Source organism: Streptomyces sp. NPDC054887 (genome assembly GCF_053610585.1).
In genome coordinates, this window is the sequence record NZ_JBSGYQ010000020.1 from 89832 (window position 1) to 103687 (window position 13856).

The window sequence follows — 13856 nt, forward strand, 5'->3', positions numbered from 1 at the left end:
TGCGGCGGGGCGCCTCGAACCCGCGCTGCCTGTGCTGCCGGTCGGCCGGGGCGGACGTGCGCCGCCGCGCGCGTCAGGCGCTCCGGGTGAGGTGCGGACGTGTTCCGCTGAGGTAGTGGTCGCCGACGTCGCGGAGCCTGTCGGCGGCGGAGAACCGTGCCGTCAGCGCCTGCGCGTTGCGCCAGAACCGGTCGAGCCCCGTACCGCCGTCGAAACGGCCCGCGTCGCCGGTGAGTTCGAGGACACGGGCGGTGATGTGCGCGGCGCACCTGCTCGTCACGGCCTCGGCGGCGGCGACGAGGACGGCGATGTCCGCACGCTCGTCCACACCGAGTTCCCGCCCGGCGAGCAGTCCGCGCGCCAGGGCGTCCGTCGCCCGCTCGACGACGGCCGCCGCGGTGTGGGCGGCGGTCGCCAGTTCGCCGTACGCGAGCAGTACGTACGGGTCGCCGCTCGGCCGCTCGGCGTACGCGTCGCCGCCGCCTCCGTGCGCGGCGGACCGGGCGCGCGGCGCCGTGCGGCTGAGGTCCCGCGCCTCGGCCAGCGCCCCTTCCGCGATCCCCAGTGCGACGTGCGTGAGGAGCAGGCCGAGCGCGACGGGGGACAGGGAGCCGAAGGGTGTGGCGGTGTGCTCGTCACGCGGAACGGTTCCGAGCACGTCGTCCGCGCTCACGGGCACGTGGTCGAAGTCGACGCCGCCGGCCCCGGTGAGCCGCTGGCCGAGGCGTTCGTCCGCCGGGTCGGTCCGCACCCCGCCGTGAGCCGGGTCGACCAGGACGACCAGCGGTTCACCGGTGCTTCCGCACGTCGCGCCGAGGATCAGCCGGTCGGCCACGGTGGCGCCCGCACGGAGGTCCAGACGGCCGTTGAGCACGTACCCGGCGCGGGACGGAGTGAGCGTGAGGCCGGGGCCCCCGCCCTGCTCCGGCGCTCGCGTACTGCCGGCGAGCAGCCACTGCTCCGCGACGGCCCGGCTCTCGAAGGGCGCGCACCCGGGCGGGGCGCCGAAGAAGCGGGCGCTCCACGACAACGCGTAGTGGCGCGCGAGCAGTTCGCCGATGGAACTGTCGGCCGCCGAGATCTCCCGGATCGCGGTACAGGCGGTGCGCCAGTCGGCGCCGGGGCGTCCCGGGCCCGGCGGGGTCAGCAGGGCGGGCAGCCCGGCCTCCCGCAGCCGGGCGGCCTCGTCGTACGGCGGCTTGCCCGCACGGTCGCGGACGACGGCGTCGGCCGCCAGGTCGTCCGCGAGCTCCCGGACGACGCGAGGCCATATCGCCTCCTCGGCGGCCTCGTTCTCCTCCGCGGCCTTGTCCCGCGCGGCAGATCTGCCCGGCACTCCGCTGCTCACCCCGGCGACCCCATCCCTAGTATTCCCACTGGATTGGTAGGGATACTGCCAGAGGCGGTCCCCCGCCCCAAGGGGGTGACCAAGAGGTGGACGTCGAGTTCCGGCCTTCGGGACGGCGGTCCCCGCGTCGGCGGGCGGGCGGACGGGCGGTTCGGCGGGCCGGGCTGATCAGGGGTTCGTCCAGGCGTCCGGCTGCTCGGCCAGGGCCGACACGGCGGCCGGTAGCGCGGACGACACGAGGTCCGCCAGCGTCACCCTGTCCAGAACCTCGCGGACGTTGGCCCGCAGCGCGATCCACAGCGGCAGCAGCGACTCGGCCGGTCCCGTGTACGACAGTTCCGGCGGGCGGACCCCGCGCACCGACACGAGCGGCCCGTCGACGACGCGTATGACGTCCGCGACGGTGATGGCGTCGGCGGGCTGGGCCAGCCGGTACCCGCCGTTGCCGCCGCGCCGGCTGACCACGAGCCCGCCCCGGCGCATGTCGTTGAGGATGCCTTCGAGGAACTTGTGCGGAATGTCCTGGGCCTCGGCGATGGCCTCCGCCTTGAGCGGCTCCGCGTCCCGCGCAGCGGCGAGTTGCAGTGCGGCGCGCACCGCGTAGTCCGCCTTGGCTGAAATCCGCATGCCCGCATTATTCCGCACGTGTCCGGGTGCGGACGGGGGAGTGGTCGGGGTGCCTCAGGGGCGTGCCCGCCGTCCGGATGCGTACGGCGTCGCACGCGCCGTCCGGATGCGTACGGGGTCGCCGCGGGGCACGCTGGAGCCATGTCCGGACACATGCCTGTGATCGTTCACCCCCCGCTCGGCGACAGCGGTCGTCGCGTGACCGTGCGCGGTGAGGACCTCGGCCTCGCGTCGGGCCTGCCCGACCTGGTGGAGTTCCTGAGCCGCGCGGGGCTCGACATGGAGGACACCGAGGCCGTGGTGTCCCCGCTGATCGACTGGCGGGGCGGCGGTCCCGACTACTGGGGGGCGGAGCCCCGGTTGTGAAGGGCGCTTCCTAGGGCTGCGCCGCGAGCCGCGCCAGCCGCTCGTCGTCGCAGACGCGGGGGCAGGTCAGGCAGGCGTTCCCGGGGCTGATCGTGTAGTAGAGGCAGCACCCCAGCCGCGTACGGGTCGTGTGCTGCGGGCCGGCGCCGCCGGCCCGCAGCCGGCGGAAGTCGGCGCCGCCGGGGAACGGCGCCACCGGCCCCGGCAGCAGCGCGGTGGCGGCTTCCACCGACCGGTCCTCCTCGCCCAGCATGCGCCCGAGGTACCAGATGCCGGAGACCAGGTCGTCGCCCGTCATGCCCCACAGCACGCGCGGCCCACGGCGCAGCCGGGGCGCGAGCGCGCCGAGCAGCGGGCGTACGTGATCGGCCACGGCGGCCCGCAGTGCGGCGCGCAGCGCCTCCTCGTCGGGGACCACCCGCGCGTCGGCACAGTGGGCGCCGGGGTCGTCCGGCAGGCAGGCGAACGGGCCGGGCACAACGGCGAAGTCCCCGGTGCCGGGGTCCACGTACACGTCCCGGGGGCGGAGCAGCGGTACCCGCCGTTCCAGGTACCAGGGGCCGCTCATCAGCAGGCAGACCGTCCACAGGTAGTGGTGCAGCGCCCGGGAGGCGGCGACGTCGGGGCGGGCGGTGTGGCCGTGCGCGGCCTCGATGCGCCGGGCCTCCCCGTCGACGAACGCGTCGAGCCGCGCGGCCTCGGCCGTCAGCCGCGCGCCGTCGGTCCAGCCGTCGGCGGGCTCCGCCGTGCGCACGACCTCCACGCGCAACGACGGACAGACGCCGGCCAGGCGCCGGTACGCAGCGGCCGACGCGACGGCCGGCTGTGCGGCATGGCTCGCCTCCGGGGCGGGCGCGGTGGGTGCCGGGACCGGCATCGTCAGCTCTCCATCACCATCGCGAACGTAAGGTCAGCCTTACCTTAGTACGAGGTGTGCGGGGTGGTGTGACGGACATGCCGTCAGATGTGCGGTCTTGGACTCAAGTTGACAGAGTTAGGTCGCCCTAACTTAATCTGTCGGCTCCCGACCCCCCGGACCGGAAGGGCTCCCGCCCGTGCGGATGTACCTGCTTGCCCTGAATCCGACCGATTCCGTGTCCGAGGGCTTCCTTCCCGCCGCGCGCCGGCTGGGCGTCGACATCACCCTGCTCACCGACCGGCCGGAACCCCACCGGCGCCTCGCCCCGGACGTCGAGGTCCTGGAGTGCGACGTACGCGACTACCGCGCCGTCGTCACCCGTATCGCCACGCACCACCCGGCCGACGCGGTGTTCACCAACAGCGACCATCTCCAGACCCAGGCCGCCCTGGCCGCCGCGTACTTCGGCCTCCCCGCCAAGGACTGGCGGGCCACCCTGCGCGCCAAGGACAAGGCCGAGATGCGCAGACGTCTCGCCGCGACCGGGGCGGACGCGGTGTGGGCGGCCGAACTCCCGGCGGGTCAAGACCCGGCGGAACTGGCGGCACGGCCGGTTCCGTACCCCTGTGTGATCAAGCCGCGCGAGGGCGTGGCCAGCGAGGACGTCGTACTGGCCGCGTCGGCCGACGAGCTGCTGGCGCGCTGCCGGGAGATACGGGCGCGGCGGCCGGGAGCGGCTCTGGTCGTGGAGGAGTACCTCGCCGGCGACCTGTTCACGCTGGAGACCCTCGGCGACGGCGACCGGCTCCGGGTGCTGGGCGGCTTCCGCACCGACGTGTCGCAGCCCCCGTACTTCATCGAGACGCGCCTGACGTACGTCCCCGAGCACCCGGAGCCCGTCGTCGCCCAGGTGCTCGCGCAGCTCGACGCCCTCGGCGTCGGTTTCGGCGCCTGCCACACCGAGTTCGTGGTGCACGAGGGCCGGGCGCGGATCATCGAGGTGAACTACCGGGTCATCGGTGACCAGTGCGACCTGTTGCTGCGGGAACTGCTCGGCACACCGCTGTTCGAGCACATCCTGCGGACGCACCTGGGTGAGCCGCTCCCGGGCGCCCTGGTGACGCGCACGGACGGGCGGGCCCGCGTCGACTACCCGTGCGCGGAGAGCGCGGGAACGCTCGTCGCGGCTCCACCGGCCGCCGACCTGACCGTCGACGGCGTACGGCTGGCCTACCGGCCGCTGCGCGAGGTGGGGGAGCGCCACCCACTGCACCACACCAACCGCGACTACCTCGGCGTCCTGCGGACCCTCGGCGACGACCAGGCGGCCGTGGACCGGGCCGCGACGGAGTTCCTGGCCGCGCAGCGCTGGGAGTTCACCCCGTGACCGTCCCCGATGCCGCGTCACCGCGCCCGTCCACCTCACTGACCACGACCGTCCCCGATACCGTGTCGCCGTCGGCCGTCTCACCCCCCACGACCGTCCCCGCCGCCGCGTCCCCGCCGACCGCTCCACTGCCCGCGACCGTCCCCCGTGCCGCGTCACCGGCAGGGCCCGCGCCCGCCCCCGCGTCACCGCCCGCAGCGACCGCCGCCGCCCGTGCCGACGACGCGGCGCTGCTCCTGCGCGTCCTCAGCGCCCTGCTGCGCGAGGACGTCGTCGGCCTGCGCACGCGCGGCGTTCCCGTGCGGCTGCCGGACGGCCGCTGGCTGAGACTGCCCGCCGCCGACGGGGACGCGCTGCTGCTGCCGGTCGTCGCCGACGGATTCCAGTGCGCCGACGCCGCCCGGCTCCCGCTGCTGCGACGGGAGTCCGACGGGGCCGTCCTCGCCACCACCGACGAGGTCCTCGCGGCGCTGCGCGCGCTGGCCGACCCCGCCGACCGCGGCGGCTTCGACGACTTCGCCGAGGAGTGCCGGCAGACCCTCGACACCGTCCGCCTGCACACCGAGACACGCGCGGACGTGCTGCGGGCCCTCACCGACCGGTACGGCACCGCACCCGCCCACTGGACCGGCCCGGCCGGCGGCCTCGCCCTCGACACCCTCGCCGCGCACCACGACCACCCCGTCTACCCGACCGCGCGCGGCCGGTCCGGCCTCGGCCGCCCGCAGCTTCGCGCGTACGGGCCGGAGTTCCACCCCCGCTTCGGGCTCCGCTGGATCGCCGTCCCCCGGGACGCGCTCACCCTGACGCCCGGCCGGGTGGGGCTGCCCGGCTGCTGGCCCACCCCGGCCCTCCTCGGCCTGCCCCACCTCGACCGCAGCCATGTGGCGCTCGCGGTCCACCCCCTGACGGCCGGCGCCCCGCTGCGCGAGGCCCTGCGCCGAACCGGGCTGACCGACCACGCCGTCCTGGCCGAACGGCCGTACCTGGAAGCCGTGCCGACGCTGTCGATGCGCACGGTCGCCCTCACGGCAGACCCCGCCCTCCACCTCAAGGTGCCGCTCGCCACCTCGTCCCTGGGGCTGCGCAACCGGCGGACCATGAAGCCCGGCACCCTCGTCGACGGCGCGGCGGGACAGCGGCTGCTGGAGCGCGTGATCGCCCGGGAGCCGCGGTTCGCGCAGACGGTCCTGCTCGCCGACGAGACGACGCACGTCCACGCGGGCCACGAACTCCTCGCCGTACTCTGCCGCCGCCTCCCACGGGGCCTCGACGTTTCGGTAGTCGTCCCCATGGCCGCGCTGCTGAGCGAGGCCCCCGACGGCAGGCTCGTGATCGACCACCTCGCCGACCGGTTCTACGGCGGCGACCCCGTCGCCCTGCTCGACGCCGTCCTGACCGTCCTCCTCGACTGGCAGACCACACTGTTCGCGTACGGTGTCGCGCTGGAGTCCCACCAGCAGAACATCTCCCTCGTGCTCGACCCCGGCCCGGGCGCGCCCCGGCTGCGGCTTCTCCTGAAGGACAACGACGGGCCCCGCCTGCACACCGCCCGGCTGCGCGCGACCCTCGGCCCCGACGCCCCCGGTCCGGCCGACTTCGCCGACCCGCGGATCTTCACGGACGACGACCGGGAGCTCACCGACCTGTTCACCACCATCACGGTCCACCTCTGCGCGGGCGCGTACGCCTTCGGGCTCGCGCGGCACGGCCGGGCACCCCTCGACACGCTGCTGACGCTCGTACGCGACCGGCTGGCCGAGGCCGTCGGCCGCCTCGGCGCCGCACCCGGCGAGCCCGGCGCGGTGCTGCGCGCCCGGGTGCTCGACGCCGCCCGCCTGCCCGTCAAGGCCATGGTCACGGCGGGCACCCTGCTCAGCAAGGAGCGCTCGGGCGCCGCCGACATCAACAAGCACTACACCGACGGCCCCAACTACCTCGCCAGGACCGGGGACACGGGATGACCCCGGCCGGCCGCCCCCGGCCGTCCGCGCCGGAAGGCCCCGCGACCGCCCCCGCTCGGGCCGCCGGCCGTCCGCCGCGCACCGATCCGCCGTACGTACCGTTCTCGCAGGAGCCGTCGATGACACTGCCCACCGGCGCCTCGCCCCGTCACGCGTCCGCCCCCAGGGGCCTGCCCACCGCCGACGAGGCCGTGGCCCACACCCTCCTGAACTGCCTGCTGCGGGAGCTGTCCGGCCCCGAGCACCAGACCGCCGTCTCCGACGGTCGGCTCCTGCTGCGCCTGCCCCGCTGCGGCGTGCTCCTGAGGGTCGCGCTGCGCCGCACCTCGCTCCTCGGCGCGCACCGCTTCACCGGCCCGGTGACCGAACGGCGGGGCGACGCCTGGACCGAGGTGGACTGGCGCCGGCTCGCCGGCTACGCGCACGCCGAGCTCTCCCTGCGCACCGGCGTGCGCAACGAGGAGTTCCTGGAGCAGGTCGCCTCCAGCCACCGGGGCGTACGCGCCGCCCTGGCGGCCGGCCCGCGCCCGCGCCCCGAGGGCCGCCACCGCACGTACCTCGCCTCCGAGCAGTCGCTCCTCCTCGGCCACCGCTTCCACCCGACCCCGAAGGCCCGCACCGGCGACCCCGGCGCCTGGTCGTCGTACGCCCCCGAGGCGGCCGCCTCCTTCCCGCTGCGCCGTCTCGCCGTGCGCGAGGAGCTGATCGCCGAGGAGATCGCCGGGCCCGGGGCCGCCGCGCCGCTGGACCGGCTCGGGGACGAGGAGCCGCGCGTACCGCCCGGCTACCGGCTGCTGCCGGCCCACCCCTGGCAGTACGGGCTGCTGCGCGAGCACCCCCTGCTGCGGGCGGCGACGGCCCGCGGCGACGTCCTCGACCTGGGCGAGGGCGGAGCCCCGTTCGCCGCCACCGCGTCCGTGCGCACGCTGTACGACGGCGAGACGTTCCTGAAGTTCAGCCTCAACGTCCGCATCACCAACTGCGTGCGCAGGAGCGCGCGGTACGAGCTGGCCGGCGCCGTCGCCCTGACCCGCATCCTGCGGCCCGCGCTGGCCGCCCTGGCGGCCGAGTTCCCCGCCGCCGCCCTGCTCCGCGAGCCCGCGTACCGCAGCCTGGCCCTCCCCGGGCCCGACGGCGTCCCCGACCTCGCCCTGCTGGAAGGCTTCGGCGTGATCGTCCGCGAGGGCCTGCCGCGGCACCGGCTCCCCGGCACCACCGCGCTGCTCGCCGCCGCCGTCGCCGACGAGTACCCGACGGGGCCCGGCCACATCTCCCACCTCGTCGGCGGGGGCGGCCCGCAGACCGCGCTGGACTGGTGGGACGCGTACCTCGGACTGCTCCTGCCGCCCGTCATCGCCGCCTACTTCGACCACGGCGTCGTGCTGGAGCCGCACCTCCAGAACGTCGTCGTCTGCGTCGACGACGACGGCATGCCCGTCCAGGTGCTGCTGCGCGACCTGGAGGGCGTGAAGCTCCTCCCCGAGCACCACGCGGACGCCCTCGCGGCGCTCCCGGCCGACGTGGCCGCCCCCCTGACGTACGACGCGGAGCGCGGCTGGGACCGGGTGGTCTACTGCCTGCTGGTGAACCACGTCGCCGAGATGCTCGCCGCCCTCGCCGACCTGCACCCGGCCACCGAACCCGCCCTGTGGGCGCGGGTCCGCGCGGTGCTGCGCGGCTGCGCCGACCGGCACAACCGGCCGCCCCGGCTCGCCGCCCTGCTCGCGGGCGTGCCGCTGCCGGCCAAGGCCAATCTGCTCACCCGCTGGGAGCGCAAGGCCGACCGCGAGGCCGGCTACGTACGGCTCCCCTCCCCGCTCGCCGAGGACGTCCTCTCCGGGGCGACCGGCGCCGACACCCCCTGGAACACCCGATGACACCCCCCACCGCCGCCGTGCGCGACCGCGCCCTGTCCCTGCCCGCCGAGGGGCTGCCCGCGTACCTCTACGACCTGGCGGCGCTGCGGGAGCACGCCGGGGCGGTACGGGCCGCTCTGCCCGCCCGCGTCGAGCTGTACTACGCCGCGAAGGCCAACCCCGACCCCGAGATCCTGGCCGCGCTGGCCCCCTACGTGGACGGCTACGAGGTCTCGTCCGGCGGCGAACTCACCCACGTCCACCACGCCGTCCCCGGCCACCGCCTGGCCTTCGGCGCCCCGGGGAAGACCCCCGCGGAGATCACGACCGCGCTCCGGGCGGGCGTGGGCCGCTTCCACGTGGAAAGCGTGTACGAGCTGCACATGCTGGCCGCGCTCGCCGCCCGCACCGTTCCCGGCACGCGCGTCGCGGTGCTGCCGCGCTTCAACCTGCCCGTGCCCGACGGCTCCCTGGAGCGGAGCGCCCTCGCGATGGGCGGCCGTCCGACGCCGTTCGGGATCGACCCGGCGGAGGCCGACGCCGTCGTCCGGCTCCTCACCGACGGCACGTACCCGCAGCTGGAGCCCCGGGGCGTCCACGCCCACCTGGCCAGCGGCCTGGAGGCTCCGGAGCTGCTGGCGGTGGCGCGGTCCGTGGTGGCCTGGGCCACCGCCCTCGCGCACCGGCACGGCGCACGGCTCCCCGAGGTCGTCGTCGGCGGCGGCATGACGGTGGACTACGCGCGGCCGGAGCGCCGCTTCGACTGGGACGCGTACGGCCGGGGCCTCGGCGAACTGGCCGAGGCCCACCCGGACCTGACCCTCCGCATCGAGCCGGGGCGCGCGCTCACCGCGTACTGCGGCTGGTACGCGACCGAGGTTCTGGACGTGAAGCACAGCCACGGCGAGGAGTTCGCCGTCGTACGCGGCGGAACGCACCACCTGCGCACCCCGGCGACCAAGGGGCACGACCAGCCGTGCGCGGTGCTGCCGGTGGACGCCTGGCCGCACCCCTGGCCGCGCCCGGCGGCCCGGGGAGACCTGGTCACCCTCACCGGGCAGCTGTGCACGCCGAAGGACGTACTGGCCCGCCGCGTCCCGGCGGCGGGTCTGCGGGCGGGCGACCGGGTGGCCTTCTCGCTCGCCGGCGCGTACGCGTGGAACATCTCGCACCACGACTTCCTGATGCACCCCCGCCCGGGCTTCCACTACCTCGGCGCCTGACCGCCGGCCGGCCGCACCCGCCGCCCGGATCGCGCACGAGCGGACACGCAGCGGCGCCGATCACGGGGCCTCGTGCGGTGGACCGCCGCACCGGGGCCGGATTCCGCCGGGCGGCCGTATGACTTCGGTGCCGAGGGGTACTGGCGGGACGGCGGCGCACCTCCGCCACACCTTCGGGCGAGCCGGGCTTCCGCGCGAAGGGGAATAGTGTGGAGTAATCGGCACAAAAAGGGCATAGAAGGGGTTGAAGATCGTGACGGATGTATCCGGCAAGGGCCCGTCCCCGGACGATGACCGGAAGGTACTGACCAACCGGCAGGGCCACCCGGTCTACGACAACCAGAACCAGCGCACGGTGGGAGCCAGGGGACCGGCCACCCTGGAGAACTACCAGTTCCTGGAGAAGATCAGCCACTTCGACCGCGAACGCATCCCCGAGCGCGTCGTGCACGCCCGGGGCGTCACCGCCTTCGGCTACTTCGAGGCGTACGGAGCGTGGGGCGACGAGCCGATCAGCCGCTACACCCGGGCGAAGCTCTTCCAGGAGCGCGGCAGGCGCACCGACCTGGCCGTGCGCTTCTCGACCGTGATCGGGGGCCGCGACTCCTCCGAGGCGGCCCGCGACCCGCGCGGCTTCGCGGTGAAGTTCTACACCGAGGACGGCAACTGGGATCTCGTCGGCAACAACCTCGGCGTCTTCTTCATCCGCGACGCCATCAAGTTCCCCGACGTCATCCACGCACTCAAGCCGAACCCGGTCAGCTTCGAGCAACAGCCCCGGCGGATCTTCGACTTCATGTCGCAGACCCCCGAGAGCATGCACATGCTCGTCAACCTGTTCAGCCCCCGCGGCATCCCGTCGGACTACCGGCACATGCAGGGCTTCGGCGTCAACACGTACAAGTGGATCAACGCCGAGGGCCAGTCCGTCCTGGTCAAGTACCACTGGCTGCCCAAGCAGGGCGTACGCAGCATGACCGAGGAGGACGCGGCCAACGTACAGGCCGAGGGGCTCGGGCACGCCACGAAGGACCTCTACGAGGCGGTGGGCCGGGGCGAGTACCCGGAGTGGGAGCTGGTCGTCCAGATGATGGAGGACCACGACCACCCGGAGCTGGACTTCGACCCGCTCGACGACACGAAGACCTGGCCCGAGCAGGACTTCCCGCCGAAGCCGGTCGGCAAGATGGTCCTCAACCGCATGCCGGACAACTTCTTCGCCGAGAACGAGCAGATCTCCTTCGGCACCGGTGTGCTGGTCGACGGCCTGGACTTCTCCGACGACAAGATGCTGGTCGGCCGTACGTTCTCCTACAGCGACACCCAGCGGTACCGCGTGGGGCCGAACTACCTCCAGCTTCCCGTCAACCAGGCCAAGAACGCCGACGTGCGCACCAACCAGCGCGACGGCCTGATGACGTACCACGTCGACGGGGCCGGGGAGAACCCGAGCGTCAACTACGAACCGTCGATCACCGGCGGTCTGCGCGAGGACCAGTACCCCACGCACGACGAGCAGGGCCCCGAGATCCGCGGCCGGCTCACGCGCAAGCGCATTCCGCGCACCAACGACTACATGCAGGCCGGCCAGCGCTTCCGGCTCATGGAGGACTGGGAGCGGGACGACCTGGTGCACAACTTCGTCACCCTGCTCTCGGACTGCGACCGTCCCGTGCAGGAGCGGATGGTGTGGCACTTCCTGCTCGTCGAGAACGAGCTCGGCCTGCGGGTGGGCGAAGGGCTCGGCATCGCCCCGCGGGACGTGGCCGGTCTGGAGCCGCTGGCCAGCCAGGACCTCACCGACGACGACCGGAAGCGGCTCGCGAACCTGGGCGACAACCCGCCGCGTGACGTGACCGGTCTGACCATGACGCACTGCGTACCCAACGAACGGCACGTCGTCACCCGCTGACGACCGCCGGACCCGGGCCCGGCGGGCGGCCCCGGCGCGTACACGCCGCGTGTACGTGCGGAGGCCACCCGCCGGGCCCGTTCGCCGTCTCCGGGAGGTCGGCGGGAATGTCCCGCCCTAGGCTGGGAACCCGGGGGCCGCTGATCGTTTCCGCCCAGGCGCTGGAGGACCCATGGCCGTACGTCATCAGCTGATCCGCACGTCGCCCGAGGCGGTGTGGAAGGTCCTGTCCGACGGCTCGCGCTACAGCGACTGGGTCGTCGGCACCGCCGACTCGCGCCCGGCCGAGGGCCATTGGCCGGACGTCGGCGCGTCCATCGAGTACGCGGTGCACATCGGGCCGTGGAGGCTGACCGGGCGGACCGTCGTCCGCCGCAGCGAGCCGCCGCACGAGATCGAGCTGGAGGCCGAAAGCGGCGCGCTCGGCACGGCGAGGATCGCCATCGAGGTCCGCCCCTGGGGGGACGACGCCCTGGTCGTCCTCGACGAGCACCCCCTGCGCGGCATCGGCGGCGCCCTGCACAACACGGCGCTCGACGCCGTGATCCAGCTGCGCCACCGCAGCATGCTGGGCAGACTCGCCAAGGTCGTCGAGAGCAGCAGCCGCAGCGGCGCGAACGCGCCGTCCTGAAGCGCGTGGCCGGGGTGAACAGGAGGAGCGATGCCGGACGCCGTAGTCGTCGGCGCGGGCCCCAACGGGCTCGTCGCCGCGAACCTGCTGGCCGACGCGGGCTGGACCGTCGAGGTGCTGGAGGCCCAGCCCGAGCCCGGCGGCGCGGTCCGCAGCGACCGGGGGGTGCACCCCGACTACGTCAGCGATCTTTTCAGCGCGTTCTATCCACTGGCCGCGGCCTCGCCCGTCCTGGCCCGCCTGCGCCTCCACGAGCACGGACTGCGCTGGAGCCACGCCCCCAGCGTGCTGGCGCATCCGCTGGCCGACGGCCGGTGCGCGGTCCTGGAACGCGGCGCCGCGGACACCGTCGCCGGTCTTGACGAGTTCGCCGCCGGTGACGGCGCGGCGTGGCAGGGGCTGTACGACATCTGGGACCGGCTCCGCCCGGACATCCTCAGTGCCCTCTTCACCCCCTTCCCGCCCGTGCGCCCCGCCGCCCGCCTCGCGGTCCGGCTGCGCGGCGCGGGCGGCCTGCGCCTCGCCCGCACGATGATGCTGCCGGTACGCCGGCTCGGCGAGGAGGAGTTCCGCGGCGAGGGGGGCCGGCTGCTGCTCGCCGGCAACGCCCTGCACGCGGACCTGGCCCCGGAGGCGGCGGGCAGCGGAGGCTACGGCTGGCTGATGTCGATGCTCGGCCAGAGTCACGGCTTTCCCGTGCCGACCGGCGGCGCGGGCGAGTTCACCGCCGCGCTCGTACGACGCCTGGAGTCCCGGGGCGGGGCGGTGCGCTGCGGCGAACGCGTCGCCGAGGTCGTCGTACGGGCGGGACGTGCCGTGGGCGTGCGCACGGCGGGCGGCGAGGGGGTGCCGGCGCGTCGGGCCGTACTGGCGGACGTGGCCGTTCCGGACCTGTACGGCGGCCTGGTCGACGTGCGGCACCTGCCGAGCCGGTTCGTGCGGGACCTGCGCGGCTTCCAGTGGGACTTCGCCACCTTCAAGGTCGACTGGGCGCTGGACGGCCGGGTGCCGTGGACCGCGCCGCAGGCAGCGACCGCGGGCACCGTGCACCTGGCCGACGGGGTCGACGGGCTCACCCGGTTCGCCGCCCAGATCGCCATGGGCCAGGTGCCGGACGAGCCCTTCGCGCTGTTCGGCCAGATGACGACGGCCGACGCCTCCCGGTCGCCGGCGGGCACCGAGTCGGCCTGGGCCTACACCCACGTCCCGCACGTGATCAAGGGCGACGCGGGCGGCGACGGCCTCACCGGGACCTGGGACGAGCGCGAGCGCGAGGCGATGGCGGACCGGGTGGAGGCCCAGGTCGAGCGGTACGCGCCGGGTTTCCGGGCCAGGATCCGGGCCCGCCGCGTGCTCTCGCCCGCCACGATGCAGGCGATGGACGCGAACCTCCACGGCGGCGCCATCAACGGCGGCACGACCGCCGTCCACCAGCAGCTCTTCTTCCGCCCGGTCCCCGGCACGGGCCGCCCCGAGACCCCCGTGGCAGGGCTCTACCTCGCTTCGGCCGGCGCACACCCCGGCGGCGGCGTCCACGGCGCCCCGGGGGCCAACGCGGCCAGGGCGGCGCTGCGCGCCCGCTCGGTGGGCGGCGTGCTCAGCCGTACCCAGCGCCTGCTCAGCCGGCGCGACAGGAGCGGCGAACGGGCGGGCCCGGACCCGGGGTGAGGCGCGTCCTGGTCC

At 74.8% G+C, this 13856-nt stretch carries 11 protein-coding genes; 8 read left to right on the forward strand and 3 right to left on the reverse strand.

The window, feature by feature from the left end:
- Positions 1-73: 73 nt before the first annotated feature.
- Positions 74-1348: an acyl-CoA dehydrogenase gene (locus ACWGH0_RS14340; protein ID WP_453404462.1), complete on the reverse strand. Its 1275-nt coding sequence runs from the start codon at positions 1346-1348 to the stop codon at positions 74-76.
- 168 nt (positions 1349-1516) lie between these two features.
- Entirely contained in the window at positions 1517-1975 is a 459-nt protein-coding gene (locus tag ACWGH0_RS14345) for an RrF2 family transcriptional regulator (protein WP_453404463.1), read from the reverse strand.
- A gap of 141 nt (positions 1976-2116) precedes the next feature.
- On the opposite strand from ACWGH0_RS14345, the gene ACWGH0_RS14350 reads away from it, so the two are divergent.
- Positions 2117-2341 (forward strand): hypothetical protein, encoded by a 225-nt coding sequence (locus tag ACWGH0_RS14350; RefSeq protein ID WP_453404464.1) that lies wholly within the window; start codon positions 2117-2119, stop codon positions 2339-2341.
- A gap of 10 nt (positions 2342-2351) precedes the next feature.
- Here the strand turns inward: ACWGH0_RS14350 and ACWGH0_RS14355 are convergent, their stop codons facing one another.
- Positions 2352-3218 carry a (2Fe-2S)-binding protein gene (locus ACWGH0_RS14355; RefSeq protein ID WP_453404465.1) on the reverse strand — a complete coding sequence of 289 codons (867 nt, stop codon included), beginning with the start codon at positions 3216-3218 and terminating at the stop codon, positions 2352-2354.
- Between the two features lie 178 nt (positions 3219-3396).
- On the opposite strand from ACWGH0_RS14355, the gene ACWGH0_RS14360 reads away from it, so the two are divergent.
- The 7 genes from ACWGH0_RS14360 to ACWGH0_RS14390 all read left to right on the forward strand — a co-directional run bounded on the left by ACWGH0_RS14360 (position 3397) and on the right by ACWGH0_RS14390 (position 13841).
- Positions 3397-4587: an ATP-grasp domain-containing protein gene (locus ACWGH0_RS14360; RefSeq protein ID WP_453404466.1), complete on the forward strand. Its 1191-nt coding sequence runs from the start codon at positions 3397-3399 to the stop codon at positions 4585-4587.
- A 230-nt stretch (positions 4588-4817) separates the two neighbouring features.
- Positions 4818-6551, forward strand: a complete 1734-nt coding sequence (locus tag ACWGH0_RS14365) for an IucA/IucC family protein (protein ID WP_453404478.1) — start codon at positions 4818-4820, stop codon at positions 6549-6551.
- Between the two features lie 119 nt (positions 6552-6670).
- Positions 6671-8428, forward strand: a complete 1758-nt coding sequence (locus ACWGH0_RS14370; protein ID WP_453404467.1) for an IucA/IucC family protein — start codon at positions 6671-6673, stop codon at positions 8426-8428.
- Complete coding sequence (locus ACWGH0_RS14375) at positions 8425-9630, forward strand: type III PLP-dependent enzyme (RefSeq protein WP_453404468.1); 1206 nt, start codon at positions 8425-8427, stop codon at positions 9628-9630. Before ACWGH0_RS14370 ends, ACWGH0_RS14375 begins: the two co-directional genes overlap by 4 nt.
- 253 nt (positions 9631-9883) lie before the next feature.
- A complete protein-coding gene (locus ACWGH0_RS14380; protein ID WP_453404469.1) occupies positions 9884-11542 on the forward strand; it encodes a catalase in 1659 nt (552 codons plus the stop codon).
- A 172-nt stretch (positions 11543-11714) separates the two neighbouring features.
- Complete coding sequence (locus ACWGH0_RS14385; RefSeq protein ID WP_453404470.1) at positions 11715-12173, forward strand: SRPBCC family protein; 459 nt, start codon at positions 11715-11717, stop codon at positions 12171-12173.
- A gap of 30 nt (positions 12174-12203) precedes the next feature.
- A complete protein-coding gene (locus ACWGH0_RS14390) occupies positions 12204-13841 on the forward strand; it encodes a phytoene desaturase family protein (protein WP_453404471.1) in 1638 nt (545 codons plus the stop codon).
- The last annotated feature ends 15 nt before the right edge of the window (positions 13842-13856 follow it).

Bases quoted from the DNA above. Each gene is read 5' to 3' on its own strand.
- ACWGH0_RS14345 (WP_453404463.1), bottom strand. From the start codon at position 1,975: ATGCGGATTTCAGCCAAGGCGGACTACGCGGTGCGCGCCGCACTGCAA.
- ACWGH0_RS14350 (WP_453404464.1), top strand. From the start codon at position 2,117: ATGTCCGGACACATGCCTGTGATCGTTCACCCCCCGCTCGGCGACAGC.
- ACWGH0_RS14375 (WP_453404468.1), top strand. From the start codon at position 8,425: ATGACACCCCCCACCGCCGCCGTGCGCGACCGCGCCCTGTCCCTGCCC.
- ACWGH0_RS14370 (WP_453404467.1), top strand. From the start codon at position 6,671: ATGACACTGCCCACCGGCGCCTCGCCCCGTCACGCGTCCGCCCCCAGG.
- ACWGH0_RS14385 (WP_453404470.1), top strand. From the start codon at position 11,715: ATGGCCGTACGTCATCAGCTGATCCGCACGTCGCCCGAGGCGGTGTGG.
- ACWGH0_RS14355 (WP_453404465.1), bottom strand. From the start codon at position 3,218: ATGCCGGTCCCGGCACCCACCGCGCCCGCCCCGGAGGCGAGCCATGCC.
- ACWGH0_RS14390 (WP_453404471.1), top strand. From the start codon at position 12,204: ATGCCGGACGCCGTAGTCGTCGGCGCGGGCCCCAACGGGCTCGTCGCC.